At 70.1% G+C, this 18,637-nt stretch carries 21 protein-coding genes; 8 read left to right on the plus strand and 13 right to left on the minus strand.

Features of this window, described 5'->3' with window-relative positions:
* From ACFC14_RS03825 to ACFC14_RS03840, 4 genes are all read right to left on the minus strand, one after another.
* A complete protein-coding gene (locus ACFC14_RS03825; RefSeq protein WP_376101294.1) occupies positions 1-402 on the minus strand; it encodes a hypothetical protein in 402 nt (133 codons plus the stop codon).
* Positions 403-503: 101 nt separating this feature from the next.
* Positions 504-1,469 carry a serine hydrolase gene (locus ACFC14_RS03830; RefSeq protein ID WP_376101295.1) on the minus strand — a complete coding sequence of 322 codons (966 nt, stop codon included), beginning with the start codon at positions 1,467-1,469 and terminating at the stop codon, positions 504-506.
* A 111-nt stretch (positions 1,470-1,580) separates the two neighbouring features.
* Positions 1,581-3,545, minus strand: a complete 1,965-nt coding sequence (locus ACFC14_RS03835) for a M13 family metallopeptidase (protein ID WP_376101296.1) — start codon at positions 3,543-3,545, stop codon at positions 1,581-1,583.
* Positions 3,546-3,680: 135 nt separating this feature from the next.
* Positions 3,681-4,223, minus strand: a complete 543-nt coding sequence (locus ACFC14_RS03840) for a DUF1992 domain-containing protein (protein WP_376101297.1) — start codon at positions 4,221-4,223, stop codon at positions 3,681-3,683.
* A 94-nt stretch (positions 4,224-4,317) separates the two neighbouring features.
* On the opposite strand from ACFC14_RS03840, the gene ACFC14_RS03845 reads away from it, so the two are divergent.
* Both ACFC14_RS03845 and ACFC14_RS03850 read left to right on the plus strand, forming a co-directional pair.
* Entirely contained in the window at positions 4,318-5,640 is a 1,323-nt protein-coding gene (locus ACFC14_RS03845) for an MATE family efflux transporter (protein WP_376101298.1), read from the plus strand.
* A gap of 133 nt (positions 5,641-5,773) precedes the next feature.
* Positions 5,774-6,040: a hypothetical protein gene (locus tag ACFC14_RS03850; RefSeq protein ID WP_376101299.1), complete on the plus strand. Its 267-nt coding sequence runs from the start codon at positions 5,774-5,776 to the stop codon at positions 6,038-6,040.
* 36 nt (positions 6,041-6,076) lie between these two features.
* Here the strand turns inward: ACFC14_RS03850 and ACFC14_RS03855 are convergent, their stop codons facing one another.
* The gene (locus tag ACFC14_RS03855) at positions 6,077-6,544 is read right to left on the minus strand and encodes a VOC family protein (protein WP_376101300.1); all 468 of its coding nucleotides are present in this window, start codon (positions 6,542-6,544) and stop codon (positions 6,077-6,079) included.
* A gap of 68 nt (positions 6,545-6,612) precedes the next feature.
* Entirely contained in the window at positions 6,613-7,293 is a 681-nt protein-coding gene (locus ACFC14_RS03860; protein WP_376101301.1) for a TrmH family RNA methyltransferase, read from the minus strand.
* Positions 7,294-7,447: 154 nt separating this feature from the next.
* Here ACFC14_RS03860 and ACFC14_RS03865 point away from each other — a divergent pair, with 154 nt between their 5' ends.
* From ACFC14_RS03865 to ACFC14_RS03890, 6 genes are read left to right on the plus strand one after another with little or no spacing between them, the layout of a single operon-like run.
* Positions 7,448-8,716, plus strand: coding sequence for an Nramp family divalent metal transporter (locus ACFC14_RS03865; RefSeq protein WP_376101302.1), 1,269 nt, complete (start codon positions 7,448-7,450; stop codon positions 8,714-8,716).
* A 19-nt stretch (positions 8,717-8,735) separates the two neighbouring features.
* On the plus strand, positions 8,736-9,035 hold the full coding sequence (locus tag ACFC14_RS03870; RefSeq protein ID WP_301112909.1) for a hypothetical protein: 300 nt from the start codon (positions 8,736-8,738) through the stop codon (positions 9,033-9,035).
* Between the two features lie 14 nt (positions 9,036-9,049).
* Entirely contained in the window at positions 9,050-9,682 is a 633-nt protein-coding gene (locus ACFC14_RS03875) for a metal-dependent transcriptional regulator (protein ID WP_376101303.1), read from the plus strand.
* Positions 9,683-9,735: 53 nt separating this feature from the next.
* On the plus strand, positions 9,736-10,548 hold the full coding sequence (locus tag ACFC14_RS03880; protein ID WP_029261258.1) for an HAD-IIA family hydrolase: 813 nt from the start codon (positions 9,736-9,738) through the stop codon (positions 10,546-10,548).
* Between the two features lie 3 nt (positions 10,549-10,551).
* Complete coding sequence (locus ACFC14_RS03885; RefSeq protein WP_376101304.1) at positions 10,552-11,130, plus strand: YdeI family protein; 579 nt, start codon at positions 10,552-10,554, stop codon at positions 11,128-11,130.
* On the plus strand, positions 11,127-11,294 hold the full coding sequence (locus tag ACFC14_RS03890; protein WP_168429535.1) for a hypothetical protein: 168 nt from the start codon (positions 11,127-11,129) through the stop codon (positions 11,292-11,294). Before ACFC14_RS03885 ends, ACFC14_RS03890 begins: the two co-directional genes overlap by 4 nt.
* Positions 11,295-11,432: 138 nt before the next feature.
* Here ACFC14_RS03890 and ACFC14_RS03895 read toward each other — a convergent pair whose 3' ends face one another.
* Genes ACFC14_RS03895 through ACFC14_RS03925 form a run of 7 tightly spaced genes read right to left on the minus strand, consistent with a single transcriptional unit; the run spans position 11,433 to position 18,616 of the window.
* Positions 11,433-13,061 (minus strand): ABC transporter ATP-binding protein, encoded by a 1,629-nt coding sequence (locus ACFC14_RS03895; protein WP_376101305.1) that lies wholly within the window; start codon positions 13,059-13,061, stop codon positions 11,433-11,435.
* Positions 13,058-14,155, minus strand: a complete 1,098-nt coding sequence (locus ACFC14_RS03900; RefSeq protein ID WP_376101306.1) for a serine hydrolase domain-containing protein — start codon at positions 14,153-14,155, stop codon at positions 13,058-13,060. Before ACFC14_RS03900 ends, ACFC14_RS03895 begins: the two co-directional genes overlap by 4 nt.
* A 13-nt stretch (positions 14,156-14,168) precedes the next feature.
* Positions 14,169-14,672 carry a GNAT family N-acetyltransferase gene (locus tag ACFC14_RS03905; protein ID WP_376101307.1) on the minus strand — a complete coding sequence of 168 codons (504 nt, stop codon included), beginning with the start codon at positions 14,670-14,672 and terminating at the stop codon, positions 14,169-14,171.
* Positions 14,669-15,859, minus strand: a complete 1,191-nt coding sequence (locus ACFC14_RS03910) for an anhydro-N-acetylmuramic acid kinase (RefSeq protein ID WP_376101308.1) — start codon at positions 15,857-15,859, stop codon at positions 14,669-14,671. Before ACFC14_RS03910 ends, ACFC14_RS03905 begins: the two co-directional genes overlap by 4 nt.
* The gene (gene murQ, locus ACFC14_RS03915) at positions 15,859-16,764 is read right to left on the minus strand and encodes an N-acetylmuramic acid 6-phosphate etherase (protein WP_376101309.1); all 906 of its coding nucleotides are present in this window, start codon (positions 16,762-16,764) and stop codon (positions 15,859-15,861) included. Before murQ ends, ACFC14_RS03910 begins: the two co-directional genes overlap by 1 nt.
* A complete protein-coding gene (locus tag ACFC14_RS03920; protein ID WP_376101310.1) occupies positions 16,761-17,648 on the minus strand; it encodes an ABC transporter permease in 888 nt (295 codons plus the stop codon). The genes murQ and ACFC14_RS03920 overlap by 4 nt, the downstream gene beginning before the upstream one ends.
* On the minus strand, positions 17,645-18,616 hold the full coding sequence (locus tag ACFC14_RS03925; protein WP_091031746.1) for an ABC transporter permease: 972 nt from the start codon (positions 18,614-18,616) through the stop codon (positions 17,645-17,647). The genes ACFC14_RS03920 and ACFC14_RS03925 overlap by 4 nt, the downstream gene beginning before the upstream one ends.
* Positions 18,617-18,637: the final 21 nt, after the last annotated feature.

Below are 18,637 nucleotides of genomic sequence, written 5' to 3' on the forward strand. Positions count from 1 at the left end.
TCAGCCGGGGATCGTGCGCGGGTCCGGATCACCGTCCCGCGGCGGGCGCAGCCGGTCCGGGATCGGCCACTCCAGCACGAACTGCGCGGTCGCCGGACGCGTCATGTCTCCGAAGTCGTCGACCTTCACCACGATCCGACCGGGCACACCCTCCTCGTCGGGCGTGACCTCGAGGATGCGCACCCGGAGCGCGCGGCCCCCCTCGCCCTCCAGCATCCACGGGTCGGCGAGCCAGGCGATGCCGTGCTCCTCGAGTGCCACCTCGGCGTCGAGCCATTCGGTCGGGTCGGATGCCGGTCGACCGAGCACATCGACGGCGATCCAGTCATCGCCCGCCGGATGGATCCAGCCGAGCAGCTCTCCGTCGTCGCGGCGGTGCGGGGTCCAGTCGGGTTTCGGCATCCCCCGATGTTAGCGAGCACAGGCAACCCGGCGGGATCAGGCAGATTCTTCAGGTTCTCGCCTGTTCTGGCGTTATCGCCTGTTGCGGCGTGCGCGTGACCTCAGTGCGTGTACTCCATGAGCTCGACGCCGAGCACGCGGAACGCATCGTGCGCGCGCAGCCGGTGCGTGATCGAGAGGTCGTCGAAGCAGACGATGAGCGAGTAGGCCACGCCGGCGCGCGGCCCCGCCAGCACACCCGCCTCGGCACGCACCCCGCGGTCGCGGCCGGTCTTGTTCACGAACAGCAGCCCGTGTGCGTCGTGATCGTGCGCGAACGGGTCGAGGCCGGTGGATGCCGCGACCAGGCTCAGGTCCTGGTTCAGGCTCAACCACTCCGACACCTGGGCGCTGACCGCGGCATCGACCACCTGCGAGTTCACGAGGGCCGAGAAGAGACCGGCGAGCTCGCGCGCCGATCCGACCGCGACCTGGGGCGCGTCGTCAGGTCCGCGGCGGTCGCGGAAGCGGTCGAGCAGGGCCGTACGGCGCAGGCCCAGCGACTCGATGCGCTCGCGTACCCGCTCGTGGCCGACCTTCTGCAGCAGGGCGTTCACGGCGATCGGATCGCCGGCGGTCGCGGCCAGCACGGCGAGATCCTCGAGCGGCAGTGCCGGGGCGTGCAGATGCCGCCACAGACCGGAGCTCTCGACGGCGTCGACGCTCTCGCGCTCGACGATCTCGAACGGATCGAGGGCACCGCTGTGGAAACCGGCGGCCACCTCGATCAGCAGCGGCACCACGCCGAGCCCCGCGACGGGCATGGTCACGTGATCGTCGCCGGCCAGCACGTGCACGTGATTGTCGAGGTCGACGACGTGCACCGAGACCTGGGCACCGGAATCGACCAGTCCCTCCAGTGCACGCAGGGTGGCGGTGAAGGAGCGGCGTCCGAGGGCGGCTCGACGCGGGAGGCGACGACTGGTCCGCTGCGAGCGGCGGCCCGCCGTGGCGGACTCCGGCGCACCGCCGAGAGACTCCGGGGCCGAGGAGTTGCGGAACCCTTCACCAGGCTCGAGAGCGCCCACGCGTGATCCTTAGGAGGGGGGATTTGCAGGATACCGAGGGGAGGCGCTCCCCAGCGGCAGGGATATCGTAACCCCACCGCCGGGGGATGCCTCACCGAGTGCGACGATTGGTCACCAGATGGTCACACGCGATGCCTCGGGAAGCCACAGGGCATCGTTCTCGCTCACGCCGAATGCATCGTAGAACGCGTCGATGTTGCGCACGATCTGGTTGCAGCGGAACTCGTTCGGCGAGTGCGGGTCGATGGTCAGCAGCCGCAGCGTCTCGGCGTCGCGGCTCTTCTGCTGCCACACCTGCGCCCACGAGAGCAGCAGCCGCTGCACACCCGTGTACCCGTCGATGACCGGCGCCTCGGCGCCGCCGAGCGACAGCTCGTATGCCTTGAGCGCGATGCCGAGACCCCCGAGGTCACCGATGTTCTCGCCGATCGTGAGCGCGCCGTTGACGTGGTGCTCGGCATCCAGCCCCTCAGGCACCAGCGCGTCGTACTGCGCGATGAGGGCCTTGGTGCGCTCCTCGAACGCCGTGCGGTCGGCGTCGGTCCACCAGTCCTGGAGTCGACCGTCGCCGTCGTAGCGGCTGCCCTGGTCGTCGAAGCCGTGACCGATCTCGTGCCCGATGACCGCTCCGATGCCGCCGTAGTTCGCGGCGGCATCACGGCTCGCGTCGAAGAACGGATACTGCAGGATGGCCGCCGGGAACACGATCTCGTTCATCGAGGGGTTGTAATACGCGTTGACCATCTGCGGCGGCATGTGCCACTCGAGGCGGTCGATGGGCTTGCCGACCTTGTCGACGTGCCGGTCGTGCTCGAAGATCGACGCCCGGCGCACATTGCCGAACAGGTCGGTGCGGTCGATCTCGAGGCTCGAGTAGTCGCGCCACACCTCGGGGTGGCCGATCTTGGGGGTGAAGGAGTCGAGCTTGGCGAGCGCTCGCTCGCGGGTCTCGGCCGTCATCCACTCGAGCTCGGTGATGCTCTGCCGGTAGGCCTCGATCAGGTTCGCGACCAGCTCGTCCATCGCGGCCTTCGCCGTCGGCGGGTAGTGCCGCTCGACGTAGACCTTGCCGATCGCCTCGCCGAGCGCGCCCTCGGTGAGCGAGACACCGCGCTTCCAGCGCTCGCGGATCGTCGGGACTCCGGTGAGCTCGGTGCCGTAGAACGAGAAGTTCTCCTGCACCAGATCGTCGGTGAGGTAGGGAGCGGCGGCGTGCACGACCTTGGCCCGCAGCCACGCCTTCCAGTCGTCGAGACGCTCGGGCGTGAGCAGCGACCCGAGCCCCTCGAAGAAGCTGGGCTGCGACACCACGACCTCGTCGAAGGCCGCGGGGTTCGACGGCGAGACCGCCTCGCGCCACGGGGTCAGGTCGACACCGGCGAGCTCCTGCAGCTCGTCCCAGGTCTTGAGGTTGTAGGTCGCCACGGCGTCGCGGCTGCGCACGTTGTCCCAGTGGTGCCCCGCGAGCTCGGTCTCGAGTGCGATGGCACGGTCGGCGTTCGCCCCGGCATCCGGAACCGCGGCGAGGTCGAGCAGGCGCTCAAGGTGCGCGCGGTAGGCGGCCCTGGTGTCGGCGAACGTGTCGAGGCGGAAGTAGCTCTCATCCGGCAGGGAAAGACCCGCCTGCATGAGCACGGGCAGGTAGCGCTCCGGGTCGCCCGGGTCGCCGTCGACGTACATGCCGATCACGGCCGCGCGGCCGTCGCGGTCGTAGGCGCCGACCGTGCGCAGGAACGCGGGGATGCCGTCGATCGCGTCGACCTCGGCGAGCGTGTCGACCAGCGGCGCGAGACCGGCGGCGTCGATGCGGTCGGTGTCCATGAAGCTCGCGAACAGGTCGCCGATCTTGCGGGCGAGCGTGCCCTCTTCGGCATCCTGCGACTCCTCGATGATCGCCCTGACGTCTTTCTCGGCCTGCTCCGCGAGGAGGTGGAACGAACCCCAGCGCGCCTTGTCGCCCGGGATCTCGGTGCGCGAGAGCCAGGCGCCGTTCACGTGGCGATAGAGGTCGTCCTGCGGGCGGATGTCGGAGCTGAACTCATCAAGGGCGAGGCCCACGGGAAGAACGTCAGTCATGCGCACCAGCCTAGGACGCCCCTCGGACTTCGGCCCGATTCCCTGCGCTCCCATCAGCCGATCACACCTCAGTCGGCCGGATTCGCGGCATCCGGCAGACCGAGGCGCATTTCACCGCGGGAAGTGCAACGGACGTCAGCGGCGTCGCCAGCCGAAGCGTCGGCGCCGCTGCTCCGGCACGGAGACGGCCGCCGGTCGTGCGGCCCGACGTTCGCGCCAGGCCACCACCTCGGCATCGACGTCCCGCGGTTCGGTCACGACAGGTGGCCCGCCCTGGAGCTGACGGCGCGCTTCGCGCACGCGCTTGTTGAAGTCCTCGAGCACATCGCGCACATCCGACTCGCGGCCGAGCAGGTCGAGCTGGTCGTTCAGCTCCCGGTCCTCGGTGCGCAGCAGGATGGCGGGCGGGCCGAGCCCGGTGAGGTTCTCGGTCTCGATCTTGCGGCGGATCCACCAATCGGGGTCGTGGTGCGTGCCGAGCCCCTCCAACGGCTTGCCCGCGCCGGGAAGGTCGTCGAACTCGCCGCGACGGATCGCCACCTGGATCGCCGTCTCGATGAAGGCGGCCCTGTCGACGGCGGCGCCGGCGCCCGGCGGGACGCCCGACTCCTCGTCCGCAGCCTCGTCGTGCTGCTGCTTCGCGCGGTAGCGCGCCGCAGCCTCCCGGGGATCCGTCATGATGCACCTCCGCGGCATCCGATTCCATTCCACCCTACGACGGCTCTCGGGGGCGCGGACGGCCGACGTCGGCACCAGGTCATAGGCTCGGAGGATGACCGCGCGCCCCTCCCTCAACCGAGAGATCCTGCGCCTGGCGGTCCCGGCGCTCGGCGCGCTGATCGCGGAGCCCGCGTTCCTGATCGTGGATGCCGCGCTGGTCGGCCACCTCGGCACGACTCCGCTCGCCGGCCTCGGCATCGCGGGAGCCGTGCTGCAGACGATCGTCGGGCTCATGGTGTTCCTCGCCTACTCGACCACCCCGGCGGTCGCGCGTCGTTTCGGGGCGGGGCAACCGGGCGAGGCTGTCTCCGTCGGCATCAACGGGATGTGGCTCGCGCTCGGACTCGGCGCGGTGCTCGCCGTCGTCGGCGCGGTCTCCTCGCCGTGGCTGGTCTCCCTGTTCGGCGCGAGCGATGCCGTCGCCGCCCAGGCCAACGAGTACCTGGTGATCTCGATGTGGGGCCTGCCGGCCATGCTCATCGTCTTCGCCGCGACCGGGCTGCTGCGCGGCATGCAGGACACCATGACGCCGCTGTGGATCGCCGGGCTCGGTTTCGGCGCGAACGCCTTGCTCAACTGGCTCTTCATCTACGGACTCGGGTGGGGTATCGCGGGCTCCGCCGCCGGCACCGTGACGGCGCAGTGGGGCATGGTCGCCGCGTACGCTCTCGTCGTGCGTCGCCTGGCCACCCGCCACAGCGCGTCGCTCCGTGCGCAGCGCGCCGGCATGCGCAGCACCGCCACGTCGGGCGGGTGGTTGTTCCTGCGCACCGTGAGCCTGCGCGTCGCCCTGCTCGCGACCGTGGGCATCGCCACCGGCATCGGCACCGAAGAGCTGGCCGGGTGGCAGATCGTGTTCACGATCTTCTCCGCCGCGGCGTTCGCGCTCGACGCCCTGGCGATCGCCGCCCAGGCGCTCATCGGCAAGGAGCTCGGGGCCGGTGATGAGAAGCAGGTGCACCGAGTGCTCGGACGCACCGTGGCCTGGGGCGCCTGGTTCGGCGTGGCCGTGGGGGGACTGATCGCCGCCCTCTCCGGAGTGCTCGGCATCGTCTTCACAGGCTCGGCGGAGATCGCCGCACTCGTGCAGCCGGCTCTGCTCGTGCTCGCCGTCGCGCAGCCGATCGCCGGGGTGGTCTTCGTGCTCGACGGGGTGCTCATGGGCGCGAACGACGCCCGCTACCTCGCGATCGCCGGCGGCCTGAACCTGGTGCCGTTCCTGCCGGCGCTGTGGATCATCGCCGCGACCGGAGTCGACGGCACGGCGGGGCTCGTCTGGCTCGCGGTCGCGTTCTTCGGCGTCTATCTGCTCGCGCGTCTGGGCACTCTCGGCTGGCGCGTGCGATCCGGGCGCTGGCTCGCGGCGACCGTCTGACGCCGGGGCGTCTGGCACTGCACCGATCCGCTCTATCGCCGCTTCTCCCAACCCTCCGGAATCCGCGGAATACTACGCCCCGAAACCCTGGCGCCCTCGACGATGATCGGGGGACACTGAAGGGATGCTGGGGATGACGGAACCACAGGTATGGACTCTGATCGGCGTCTTCGCCGCGGGAATGTTCGGAACCATCACGCTGATCTCGACGATGTTCCTGCGCATGATGCGGAACGGGTTCGATGGCGTGCGGAAAGAGTTCGAAGGCGTGCGGAAAGAGATCGGAAGCGAGTTCGCCAGCGTGCGGACGGAGTTCCACGCCCTGCACGGGCGCATCGATCATCTGGATCGCGACGTCAACGCGATCTACCGCCACCTCTTCGGCATCGACCGAGGCTGACCGCGCTGTTCGTCCCCGCCGCCGAGGAGCGCGAGCTCAGGCGATCTCGAGCTCCGAGATCACGATCTTCTTCATGTGCATGAGCGCCTGGATCTGCTCCGGCCGCTGCTGCAGAAGGTCGAGCCCGGCGGGGACCACCTGCCAGCTGACGCCGAACCGGTCTTTGCACCAGCCGCACGCCTCGGCCTCCGGCACCGCGGAGAGCGCCTGCCAATAGCGGTCGATCTCGTCCTGGTCGGCGCACTCGATCACAAAGGAGACGGCCTCGTTGAAGGTGAACTCCGGACCCCCGTCGAGGCAGCCGAATCGCGTGCCGTTCAGAGTGAACTCGCCGTTGATGACCTTCCCGGTCATGCCCTCGAAGTGCTCGCTGAGGTTCTCATCCGGATAGAAGGTCACGCTGTCGATCGACGAGTTCGGGAACACCGAGACGTAGTACTCCATCGCCTCCTGCGCCCTGTCGGCGAACCAGAGGAATGGGCGGATGGGTGTGACGACTGCCATGTCGACCTCCTTGATCGGCACATACGCTACGCCCGCAGCCACGGCCTGTCGAGGGGTTCCGGCGGTGATCAGCCGGCGTACCTGCGGCACCACTCGTACATGATCACGGCAGCCGCGGCGCTGGCGTTGATCGAACGCGTCGAGCCGTACTGGGTGATCTCGATATGGGCGGTTGCGGCGGCGAGCGCCTCGGCGGAGAGTCCAGGTCCCTCCTGGCCGAACAGGAGCACGCAGCGCTGCGGGAGTTCGGCGCGATCCACGGGCACGGCACCCTCGACGTTGTCGACCGCGATGATCGGGATGCCCTCGGCCGCGGCCCAGGCGGCGAAGGTCTCGACGTCTTCGTGGTGCACGACGTGCTGGTAGCGATCGGTGACCATGGCCCCGCGCTTGTTCCAGCGACGGCGGCCGATGATGTGCACGGTGTCGGCGAGGAACGCGTTGGCGCTGCGCACGATCGACCCGATGTTCATGTCGTGCTGCCAGTTCTCGATGGCGACGTGGAACGGATGCCGCTGGGTGTCGAGGTCGGCGACGATCGCCTCCATCCGCCAGTAGCGGTAGCGGTCGATCACGTTGCGGGTGTCGCCTTCGGCGAGGAGCTCGGGGTCGTACTGCTCACCCTCGGGCCACGCCGCCTCCCCGCCGGGCCAGGGGCCGACACCGTACCCGGGCTGAGCGATCGATCCCGTGCTCACCGCGTCCGCCGGAACGTCGGGGTTCGTGCTGTTCGGCGCGGCGTCATCCATCCCGCCAGGCTATCGCCGCGGGAGACACTCTCGAATCGCGCGATCGGGTCGCATCCAGGCCGCGGATCCAACCATCCGCACGAGTCGAGAAGTTATTTAGGCCGACCGAAAAATGCGGTACGGTTTCGGTGTGCCTAAAAATGCCTCCGTCGCGATGACAGCCCCCGCCGCACCTCGGGCGAGCGCACCCCGCAGCCTCTGGCTGCTCGGACCCGCCCTCGTCGCCGGTGTCGCGTACCTCGACCCCGGGAACGTCGCCAGCAACATGACCGCCGGCGCGCAGTACGGCTACCTCCTGGTGTGGGTCGTGCTCGCGGGCAACGTCATGGCGTGGTTGATCCAGTACCTCTCCGCGAAGCTGGGCGTCGTCACCGGGCAGAGCCTCCCCGAGGTGCTGGGCGCACGGCTGAAGCGGCCGTGGGCCCGCCGCGCATACTGGCTGCAGGCCGAGCTCGTCGCGATGGCCACCGACCTGGCCGAGGTCATCGGCGGCGCGGTGGCCCTGAACCTGCTGTTCGACGTGCCGCTGCTGCTGGGCGGACTCATCACCGGCGCGGTCTCGATGATCCTGCTCACGGTGCAGAGCCGGCGCGGCGCGCGCCCGTTCGAGTTCGTGATCATCGGGCTCATGGCCATCATCACGATCGGCTTCGTGGCCGGCGTCTTCGTCGCACCTCCCGACCCGGCCGGGGTGCTCGGCGGGATGGTTCCGCGCTTCGAAGACACCGGCTCCGTGCTGCTGGCCGCATCCATCCTCGGCGCCACGATCATGCCGCACGCGATCTACGCGCACTCCTCGCTCGCCCGCGACCGTTTCGGCGCCACGACCGCCCACGCCGGCGAGGAGGCCGTGCGCACCGAGACCTCGCGCATCCGCCGGCTGCTCACCGCCACCCGCTGGGACGTGTCGATCGCGATGGTGATCGCCGGATCCGTCAACCTCTGCATCCTGCTGCTCGCGGCCGCGAACCTCGCCGGCGTCGAGGGCACCGACTCGCTCGAGGGTGCGCACGCCGCGCTCGCCGCGGGGCTCGGCCCGGTCGTGGCGACCTTCTTCGCCGTCGGGCTCCTCGCCTCCGGTCTGGCTTCGACCTCGGTGGGCGCCTACGCGGGCGCCGAGATCATGCACGGCCTGCTGCATGTGCGCATCCCGCTGCTCGCCCGTCGTCTGGTCACGCTGATCCCCGCGCTCGTCATCCTCGGAATCGGCTTCGATCCGACACTCGCCCTGGTGCTCAGCCAGGTGGTGCTCTCGTTCGGCATCCCCTTCGCCCTCATCCCCCTGGTCGTGCTCACCGCGCAGCGGCGCACCCTCGGCGCCTGGGTCAACCGCCGCTGGACGACGGCCGCCGGCGTCCTCGCCTCGGTGCTGCTGATCGCCCTCAACGGAGCGCTGCTCTGGCTCGTCCTGACGGGGGCCTGACCCGGATAGGCTCGAGAGCATGTCTGCCGAGAATGCCCGCCGCAACGTCCGCATCCTCACCTGGATCGGGCTCGCGACGGGCGTGATCGGCGGCCTGCTGATCGCATTCCCGAAGGTCATCGGTCTCGGCAGCCCGTGGGTGCAGCTCGCCCTCGGCGTCGCCACTCTCGTCCTGGCGTTCCGCGCGCGCAAGATCGGCATCGCCGAGATCGAGGGATTCGACGGACGGCTCTCGCTGGCCGCCGCCCTCCTCGGCTTCCTGGTCCTGTTCTTCGCGGGTCAGGCCGCGTACAGCCTCCTGGCCGCCGCGACGAACTGACCTAAGCTGGTCCGGTGGCATCCCCGGCAGCTGACGACTACCTGAAGACCGTCTACGCGCACACCGAGTGGCAGGACGCCCCCATCACCCCCTCGGTGCTCGCCGCGAAGCTCGGCATCGCCCCGTCGTCGGTCACCGAGATGGTGAAGAAGCTCGCTGCCGCCGGCCTCGTCTCGCACGTGCCCTACGGTGCCGTGCGTCTGACGGATGCCGGCACCACCCGCGCCCTGGCGATGGTGCGCCGGCATCGCCTGATCGAGACCTGGCTGGTGCAGGAGTTCGACTACGGCTGGGACGAGGTACACGACGAGGCCGAGGTGCTCGAGCACACCATCAGCGACCGGTTGCTCGAAGGCATCGACGCGCGCCTCGGACGCCCCCGGTTCGACCCCCACGGCGATGCGATCCCCGACGCCGACGGTCACATCGAGCGCGAGGCATTCGTGCTCCTCGCCGACGCGCCGGCCGGGCACGCCGGCCGCGTGCTGCGCGTGGACGACCGCGATCCGGAGTTGCTCCGGGCGCTCGAGGCGCTGGGCCTGGCCGTCGCATCGACGGTGATGGTGACGGCATCCGGGGCGGAGATCGACGGCGTGCAGACGGCACTGCCCGACGGTGCGGCTCAGGTGGTCTGGCTCAGCGCCTAGGTCCTCCGCAACACGGTCAGGTGCACGTCGCCTGCGGCCTCTAGGCTGTGCACATGGCACAACGCGACGACATCGAATGCTGGCTCACCGACATGGACGGCGTGCTCGTCCATGAGAACGACGCCATCCCCGGAGCATCCGAACTGCTCGCCGGATGGGAGAGCGCAGGTATCCCGTACCTGGTGCTCACCAACAACTCGATCTTCACCGCGCGCGACCTCTCCGCTCGCCTCCGCACCAGCGGGCTGCACGTGCCCGAGGAGCGTATCTGGACCTCGGCCCTCGCCACCGCCGACTTCCTGAAGCAGCAGCTCCCCGGCGGCTCGGCGTTCGTGATCGGCGAGGCCGGCATCCTCACCGCCCTGCACGACGCCGGCTTCATCATGACGGAGACGAACCCCGACTTCGTGGTCGTCGGAGAGACCCGCAACTACTCGTTCGAGGCGATCACCAAGGCCATCCGCCTCATCATCGGCGGGGCACGCTTCATCGTCACGAACCCGGATGCCACGGGCCCGAGCGCCGACGGACCACTGCCCGCAACCGGCGCCATCGCCGCCTTGATCACGAAGGCCACCGGCAAGGAGCCGTACGTGGTCGGCAAGCCGAACCCGATGATGTTCCGCTCTGCCCTGAATAAAATCGGCGCACACTCGAAGCGCACCGGCATGATCGGCGACCGCATGGACACCGACGTCGTCGCGGGCATCGAGGCGGGTCTGCACACGATCCTGGTGCTCACCGGCATCAGCGACCAGGCCGAGATCGAGAAGTACCCGTTCCGCCCGGATGAGATCGTGCAGTCGGTCGCCGATCTGTTGCCGCGGATCACCGAGACGATCACGACGGTCAAGATCAAGAAGTAACCGATGGGCGCACTCGACGAGGGCGAACGGCTCAGGGCGGCGGATGCCGCGGCCTGGCGTGCCTGGCTCGAGGCGAACCACGAGCGCGCGGCGGGCGTCTGGCTGCTGAGCGTACGCGGGTCGTCGGACGGCGTCGGGTACGAGGACGCCGTGAAGCAGGCCCTCTGCTTCGGGTGGATCGACGGCCCGGTACGCGTCTTCGGCGACGGGACCGACGACCGCGCCAACGGGCAGTGGTTCTCCCCTCGCCGCCCCGGCAGCGGGTGGGCCGCGACGAACAAGGCGCGCATCGCGGAGCTCGAGGCGGAGGGGATGCTCGCGCCGGCCGGCATCCGCGCGCTCGAGGTCGCCAAGGCGAACGGCTCGTGGACCGTGCTCGACGGCCCGGAGGCCGGGATCGAGCCGGAAGAGTTCGCAGCCGCGCTCGACGCGGTGCCGGCCGCGCGCGAGAACTGGGATGCGTTCCCGAAGTCGGTCAAGAAGTTCGCGCTCACTCACATCGCGATGGCCAAGCGCCCGGAGACCCGGACGGCCCGCATCGCGAAGATCGTGGCGGATGCCGCAGAGGGGAAACGTCCGTGAACCAGAGCGACGTGCTGTTCCTGGTGGTCTTCCTGATCCTGCTCAGCTCGCTGACCGTGTTCATCGTGCAGTTCGTGCGCTCACGCCGGGGCCGTGGCGGCTCGGACGACGGCCGGGCAGGCTGGTGGGAAGGCCCCTGGGACGAGGACGACAAGTCCCGCTGAGTCCCTGCATCCGCTTCGCGCGCCGGTTTTCCGGTACGGATGTCGGGAGATCGCACGGATGTCGGACGAATGACGGGCTTTCGCCCCCGATCCGGCGCATCCTCCCGACAAGTGGACAGGCGCGGGCGACCCCGCCGGTCAGGACGCGAGCGTCGCTCCGGGGATCGCGGCGAGCAGCTCCCGGGTGTACGGATGCTGCGGGTCGTCGAAGATGCGCTCGGGGGTGCCGCTCTCGACCACGATGCCGCGCTGCATGACGTGCACCTCGTCGGAGATCATCCGCACGACCGCGAGGTCGTGGCTGATGAACAGGTAGCTCAGGCCCAGGCGCTTCTGCAGGTCGGCGAGCAGGTCGAGGATCTGCGCCTGCACCAGCACGTCGAGTGCGGAGACGGCCTCGTCCAGGACCACGAGCTCAGGTTCGAGCGCGAGCGCCCGCGCGATGGCCACGCGCTGACGCTGACCACCCGACAGCTCGTGCGGCAGGCGCTCGGCCATCGCGGCGGGCAGGGCCACCTGCTCGAGCAGTTCGAGCACGCGCGAGTGCCGGGTGGCCGCGGTGCCGATGCGGTGCACGCGCAGCGGCTCGGCGATCGACTGCTCGACCGTGTAGCGCGGGTCGAGTGAGGCGTACGGGTTCTGGAACACCGGCTGCACGCGTCGGCGCAGGGCGAACAGCTCTTTGCGGCGCAGCGTGGTGAGGTCGAGCCCGTCGAACAGGATCGATCCCGACGTCGCGTCCTCGAGGCCGAGCACCATGTTCGCCGTGGTCGACTTGCCCGATCCGGACTCGCCCACGATCGACACCGTCGTGCCGCGACGGATCTCGAAGCTCACCCCGTCGACCGCGGTGAACGTCTGCGGCTCGCCCGCCTTGGGAGACCGGAGGGCGAACTCCTTGCGGAGGTCGCGGATCTCGACGAACGGCGTCCCGGTGGCGGCCTCGCGCTGCGGCAGAGCATCGCGGCGGGAGGCGAGACTCGGTGCCGCGGCGAGCAGCTGTTTCGTGTACTCGTGCTGCGGGTTGCCGAGCACCTCGGCCGAGGTCCCCTCCTCCACCACCCGACCGCGGAACATCACGACGATGCGATCCGCGCGCTCGGCGGCGAGGGCCAGGTCGTGCGTGATGAGGAAGACCGCGGTCCCGAGCTCGTCGGTGAGCGTGTCGAGCTGGTCCAGGATGCGACGCTGCACGGTCACGTCGAGGGCGGAGGTGGGCTCGTCGGCGATCAGCAGGCGCGGTTTGCAGGCCAGGCCCATCGCGATCAGCACGCGCTGGCGCATGCCGCCGGAGAACTCGTGCGGGTACTGGTGCGCCCGCTGCGCGGCATCCGCGATCCCCACCATCTCGAGCAGCTCGACGACCCGCGCCTTCGTGGCGTCGCCGTGGGTGTGGCCGTGCACCTCGAGCGCCTCGCCGATCTGCTCGCCCACGCGCATGAGCGGGTTGAGGTTCGACATCGGATCCTGTGGCACGAGGCCGATCCCGGCACCGCGCAGGGAGACCATCGCGTTCTCGGGCAGGTCGGTGAGCTCGCGGCCATCGAAGCGGATGCTGCCGGCCGTGATCACGCCGTTCTCCGGCAGCAGTCGGTTGACCGCGGCGGCGGTGGTCGACTTGCCCGATCCGGACTCGCCCACGATCGCGACGGTCTCCCCGGCGGCGACGTCGATGCTGATGTCGCTGATGGCGGTGACCAGTTCGGAACCGGTCCGGAAGGCGACGGCGAGGCCGCTGATGCTCAGCACGGGCTCGGTGGTGCTCATGATGGTGTTCCTTCGTTGTCGTCCAGATCGTTATCGTCCAGGAGTGCGGGGAGCGCCGAGCGCCACAGCGCCTCGGTCGGTGCGGGTTCGGGGGCGAACAGGCGGTTGCTCAGCAGGACGGCGGCGGTGCCGGTTTCCGGAACGAATCCCAGCGCGCAGCCCGTGAAGCCCGGGTGCCAGAGCATCCGGGTCGGTCGGCCGTCGACCGCGACCGTGTCGCTGCGCCACCCCAGAGCCTGCCCGGCATCGGGGCCGTCGCGGAACAGGTCGGCTGTGGCATCCGGATGCCACAGTTCGGGATGCCGCTCCGGAGCGGCGAGCGCGGCGCCGAGGGTCAGCAGGTCGTCGGCGGTGCTGAAGAGCCCGGCGTGGCCGGAGATGCCGCCGAACGCGTGGAAGCAGTTGCCGTCGTTCACGGCGCCGACGATCTCCTCCTCGCGCCAGGCGAAGTCGCGGTCGGCGGTGAGGATCGGGTACGGCTCGCCGGTGGCGACCATGCGGCGCTCGGCGGAATCGCCGATCCCGGACGATGCCACGGGCGCCGAGACCGGGCCGTATCCGGTGCGGTCGAGACCGAGGGGCGCCGTCACGAGTTCGCGGACGGCCGCATCCAGAGGCATCCCGGTGACGGCGGCGACGATGCGGCTGAGGAGCATGAAGCCGAGGTCGGAGTAGTGACGCCCGTCGTCGAGGCCGTAGCGCAGCGGGATGGCATCGGCGGAGGCTGCGGGGTCGCCGGCGTGCGCGCGGTCGAGGTAGAGCGGCTGCCACTCCCAGAGACCTGCACGGTGCTGCAGCAGGTGGCGAACGGTCGTTCCCGGAGCGCAGGCCGAGCCGGGGACAAAGCGGGCGACGCGGTCGTCGAAGCCCAGGTCGCCGCGGCTGACCAGTCGCAGGATCGCCGTCGTGGTCGCCGCGACCTTCGATACCGAGGCGATGTCGAACGCGGTCGCGGTCGTCATCGGCGTTCCGGCGAGGTCGGCCAGGCCGCCCGCGGCGATGTCGCGCCCGGTGTCGGTGATGACCCCCGCGACGACGCCCCGCGGGGCGGCATCCGTGGCGAGGACCGCGGCGACGGCTGCGGCGGCGGTCATCTCGAGACCTCGCTCATGTCCACTCCCTGCGCATGCGCTGCTCGGGCTCGCCGAACTCCGGCTGCGTGCGGGTGGCTCCGTCGGCGTGCCAGCCCTTCGATTCGTAGAACCCGATCGAGGGCGCATTCGCGGCGAAAACCCACAGCGTCGCCGCCTCGGCCCCGGCATCCTGCAGCTCTGCCGTCGCCTGCGCCAGCAGCGCCCCGCCGACCCCTCCGCCGTGGGCACGGGGCGAGACGTACAGAGAGTGCACGGCGCCGTCGATCCGGCCGTCGTCTCCTGTCGTCGCGGCGTACCGGGTGATGCCGACGATCCCCGCGTCGCGCTCGACGACGAGCACGACGCCCGTCGGATCCGCGAGCACCCGCCGCCACAGCGACTCAGCCCGCTCGTCGGTCATCGCATCGATCGCCGCGTCGGGGAGCACGCCCCGGTAGCTCTGCCGCCAGCACGCGAGGAACACCTCGAGCACCCCGGACAGATCGTCCGGGGTGGCGGGGCGCACCTGGAGGCTCACGATGCCGCGGCCTCCGTGAGCACGAGGGAGTCGACGGATGCCACGGGCTCGGGCATCTGGAGAGGGCCGACACCGGGCGTGATGGTGCCGAGGATCCGCGGCTCACGTGCACCGGTGCCACCCGGGACGATCGCCGGAACACCGTGCATGGTCGACCAGCCGATGAGCGCGAGGAGGATCGCCTCCTTGCTGTCGGCCGCGGCCCCCAGCTCGTCGGCCAGCACGACGTCGGTCGCAGGCAGCGCAGCGCGCAGTCCCTCGAGGATCAGCGGGTTGCGGCATCCACCGCCCGACACGGCCAGGAACCCGATACCCGCGGCCTCCACGTCGTGCGCGACCGTGCGCACCGTGAGCTCGGTCAGCGTGCGCACGACGTCGGCCACCGGGATCTCGCGGCCCAGCGCGGCCAGGTGCTCGTGCACGTACCGCAGGTGGAAATGCTCCTTGCCCGTGCTCTTGGGCGGGGTGAGCGCGTAGTACGGATCGGCGAGCAGAGCTGCCAGCAGCGCCTCGTCCACCTGTCCGGTGCGGGCGATCGCGGCATCGTCGTCGTAGCCGAGCGGGTTGAGGCCGTGCTCGACGATGACCGCGTCGACCAGCGCGTTCGCCGGACCGATGTCGTAGGCGACGAGGCCGTCCTGTCGCACCACGGTCATGTTCGAGATGCCGCCCAGGTTCAGGGCCGCCGAGATGCCGGCGCGCGAACGCAACAGCAACTCGTCGAGGAACGACACCAGCGGGGCGCCGTGTCCCCCGACCGTGATGTCGCGGATGCGGATGTCGGACACCACGGGGGCGCCGACCTTCTCGGCGATCCAGGCGGGCTGCCCGATCTGCAGGGTGCCCAGGGCGTGCGCGCCGTCGACCCAGTGGTACACGGTCTGGCCGTGCGAGCACACCGCGTCGACGCCGCCGACCTCTGCGGAGATGTCGGCTGCGACCTCGGCGAACGCCTGCCCGATGAGGGTGTCGAGCTCGGCCACCTCGGCGAGGGTCGTCTGCGCGGGCGGGAGCGCCGCGATCAGCCGCGCCCGCAGCTCGGGGGCGTACGGCACGCTCGTCGCCGCGAGCACCGTGCCGTGCAGATCCACGCCGTGCGCGGTGAAGCCGCCGCTGGTCGTGAAGTCGACGACGGCGGCGTCGATCCCGTCGTGCGAGGTGCCGGAGATCAGTCCGAGGACGCGCATCAGTTCTCCTCCAGTGCGGTGCGCAGCCGACCCTCGGCCGCGTCCAGTCGTGCGGTCGCCGCGGCGAGATCCTCACCGCGGCGGATCATGATCGACGCGAGCTTCACGTCGTAGGCGGCGGTCTCCAGTGCGGCCACCGCCGCGTCGCGGTCGGCATCCGCGATGGTCTGCACCATCCGGATCGCCCGCTCGCGCAGCTTGTGGTTGGTGGCCTTCACATCCACCATCAGGTTGCCGTAGGCCTTGCCGTTTCGCACCATCGAGATGGTCGAGAACATGTTCAGCACGAGCTTCTGCGCGGTCCCCGACTTGAGCCGGGTCGAGCCGGAAAGCACCTCGGGGCCGACCTCGACCTCGATGCCGTGCTCCGCCGCCGCGCTGAGCGCGGTGCCGACGTTGCAGGAGAGCCCGATGCTGAGCGCGCCGAGCTCGCGCGCCCGGCGGACCGCCGCGATCACATACGGTGTGCGGCCGCTGGAGGCGATGCCGATCACGGTGTCGAGCGGGCCGATGCCGGAGGCGTCGATCGCCGCAGCCCCCGCCTCCGCGTCGTCCTCGGCGCCTTCGACCGGGTTGACGATCGCGCCGGGCCCTCCGGCCATGATCGCGAACACCAGCTCCGGCGGGGTGCTGAACGTGGGCGGGCACTCCGAGGCGTCGAGCACGCCGATGCGGCCGGGGGTGCCTGCACCGACGTAGACCAGGCGACCGCCCTGCGCCATGCGGGCGGCCGTCGCCTCGATCGCGGGGACGATCTGACCGAGAGCGCGCTGCACGGCGGCCGGCACCGTGGCATCCGCCTCGTTCATCGTCTGCGCGAGTTCCGCCACGCTCATCAGATCGAGCTCCGCATAGCGGGGATCGCTGGCCTCCGTGGCGAGTCCGCCGAGGTCTTCCACAGTCATCGCTTTCCTCTGTTCCGGGGGTCGAGACTGTCGCGCAGGCCGTCGCCGAGCAGGTTGAGACCGACGACGAGGAGCACGACGATCACGCCGGGCGCGATCATGGTCCACGGGGCGATCGTGACGAGCGTGCGTGCCTCGAAGATCATCGATCCGAGCGAGGGCGCGGGCGGCGGGGTGCCGAGTCCGAGGAAGCTCAGCGAGGCCTCGGTGAGCACGGCCCAGGACAGCGAGAGCGTGACCTGCACGATGATGATCGACGTGATGTTCGGCAGCACGTGGCGGAACATCGTCGCCATGCGGCTCTGACCGGTGCTCTTGGCCGCCTTGACGTACTCGACCTCGCGCAGCGACAGCACCGGGCCTCGGGTCACGCGGATGAAGATCGGCACGTAGACGATCGCGATGGCCACGGCGATGGTGAACCAGTTGCGCTCGAACACCGACGCCAGCGACAGGGCGAGCAGCAGCGGCGGGAAGGCGAACAGGACGTTCGTGACCGCGGTGATCGCGCCGTCGGAGAAGCCCCGGTAGAAGCCGGCGATGAGTCCGCACACGGTGCCGACCACGGTGGCGAAGGCCACCGCGACGACCGAGATGAGCGCCGAGTTCGCGACACCGGCAGCGACGCGGGAGAACACGTCGCGACCGAACTGGTCGGTGCCGAACCAGTGCACGGCCGAGGGCGGCTGCAGGCGGGACGGCGGGTCCTGGGCGAGCGGATCGAACGGCAGCAGCCCGAACGCCGAGACGAGGCTGAGCACCGCGAGCAGCACGACGATGATGAGGCCCGTGAGCCCGCTGCGGCTGCGCAGCAGGAGGCGCACGCGCTCCATGGTGCGCCCGCCGCCGGGGGCGAGGGCCGAGGTCTGAGGGATGTCGGTCATGCGGCACGCACCCGAGGATCGATGACCCGGTACAGCAGGTCGGTGAGCAGGTTGACGATGACGAAGGCGAGCGCGATCACGAGGACGGTGCTCTGCACGAGTGCGTACTCCTTCTGCTGGATGCCGAGCAGCACCTGTCGTCCGATGCCGGGGAGCGAGAAGATCTGCTCCACCACCACGGCACCGCCGAGGAGGTAGCCGAACTGCAGGCCGGTCATCGTGACGATCGGCACGAGCGCGTTGCCGAGCACGTGGCGCACCTGCAGGCGGCGCGGCGGGACGCCCTTCGCCTTCGCGGTGCGGATGAAGTCGTTGGCGCGGATCTCGAGCACCGCGGTGCGGGTCGTGCGCATGATCGGTGCGGCGATGCCGAAGCCGAGCACGATCGACGGCAGCAGCATCTGCTGGAGGTTGAGCAGCGGGTCCTCGAAGAGGGTCGCGTAGGCCTGGCCGTTGGGGTTGAAGCCGAACGACGAGGCGAGCACCGCCAGCAGTGCGGTGCCGAGCAGGAACGCCGGGATCGAGAGACCGGCGAGGCCGACCACCTGGCCGAAGCCGTCGCGCACCGAGTCGGGCTTCGAGGCCGAGAGCATCCCGAGCGGGATGCCGATGGCGAGGGCGATCACGATCGAGAAGATCGCGAGCTCGAACGTGACGGGGAGGGCGGCGGCGGTCAGTTCGAGCACGCTGGTCTGCGCCCGGGACGAGAAGCCGAGGTTGCCGGTGAAGATGTTGCCGAGCCACGAGAAGAACTGCACGAAGAGCGGCTGGTCCAGACCGTAGTAGGCCTCGAGGGCCGCGCGCTGGGAAGGCGTGAGGGCGGCAGCCTCGGTGCCGAGGCCGGAGCTGATCTGGTCGCCGGGGATGGCGCGCAGCATCAGGAAGACGAAGATGGCGACGCCGAGGAGCGTGCCGAGGGCTGCGAGGATGCGTCGCAGCACGCTGTTGCGGAGGAGCTGTCTGAACATGCGCGTGTGGGGGTGCCTGTC

The sequence above is a fragment of the Microbacterium sp. NPDC055988 genome (assembly GCF_042269505.1).
Lineage (GTDB): Bacteria > Actinomycetota > Actinomycetes > Actinomycetales > Microbacteriaceae > Microbacterium.

Bases quoted from the DNA above. Each gene is read 5' to 3' on its own strand.
- ACFC14_RS03900 (WP_376101306.1), bottom strand. From the start codon at position 14,155: ATGACCGCCGCCGCAGCCGTCGCCGCGGTCCTCGCCACGGATGCCGCC.
- ACFC14_RS03895 (WP_376101305.1), bottom strand. From the start codon at position 13,061: ATGAGCACCACCGAGCCCGTGCTGAGCATCAGCGGCCTCGCCGTCGCC.
- murQ (WP_376101309.1), bottom strand. From the start codon at position 16,764: ATGACTGTGGAAGACCTCGGCGGACTCGCCACGGAGGCCAGCGATCCC.
- ACFC14_RS03850 (WP_376101299.1), top strand. From the start codon at position 5,774: ATGACGGAACCACAGGTATGGACTCTGATCGGCGTCTTCGCCGCGGGA.
- ACFC14_RS03865 (WP_376101302.1), top strand. From the start codon at position 7,448: ATGACAGCCCCCGCCGCACCTCGGGCGAGCGCACCCCGCAGCCTCTGG.
- ACFC14_RS03925 (WP_091031746.1), bottom strand. From the start codon at position 18,616: ATGTTCAGACAGCTCCTCCGCAACAGCGTGCTGCGACGCATCCTCGCA.
- ACFC14_RS03840 (WP_376101297.1), bottom strand. From the start codon at position 4,223: ATGACGGATCCCCGGGAGGCTGCGGCGCGCTACCGCGCGAAGCAGCAG.
- ACFC14_RS03825 (WP_376101294.1), bottom strand. From the start codon at position 402: ATGCCGAAACCCGACTGGACCCCGCACCGCCGCGACGACGGAGAGCTG.
- ACFC14_RS03880 (WP_029261258.1), top strand. From the start codon at position 9,736: ATGGCACAACGCGACGACATCGAATGCTGGCTCACCGACATGGACGGC.
- ACFC14_RS03835 (WP_376101296.1), bottom strand. From the start codon at position 3,545: ATGACTGACGTTCTTCCCGTGGGCCTCGCCCTTGATGAGTTCAGCTCC.
- ACFC14_RS03845 (WP_376101298.1), top strand. From the start codon at position 4,318: ATGACCGCGCGCCCCTCCCTCAACCGAGAGATCCTGCGCCTGGCGGTC.
- ACFC14_RS03855 (WP_376101300.1), bottom strand. From the start codon at position 6,544: ATGGCAGTCGTCACACCCATCCGCCCATTCCTCTGGTTCGCCGACAGG.
- ACFC14_RS03885 (WP_376101304.1), top strand. From the start codon at position 10,552: ATGGGCGCACTCGACGAGGGCGAACGGCTCAGGGCGGCGGATGCCGCG.
- ACFC14_RS03910 (WP_376101308.1), bottom strand. From the start codon at position 15,859: ATGCGCGTCCTCGGACTGATCTCCGGCACCTCGCACGACGGGATCGAC.
- ACFC14_RS03860 (WP_376101301.1), bottom strand. From the start codon at position 7,293: ATGGATGACGCCGCGCCGAACAGCACGAACCCCGACGTTCCGGCGGAC.
- ACFC14_RS03870 (WP_301112909.1), top strand. From the start codon at position 8,736: ATGTCTGCCGAGAATGCCCGCCGCAACGTCCGCATCCTCACCTGGATC.
- ACFC14_RS03920 (WP_376101310.1), bottom strand. From the start codon at position 17,648: ATGACCGACATCCCTCAGACCTCGGCCCTCGCCCCCGGCGGCGGGCGC.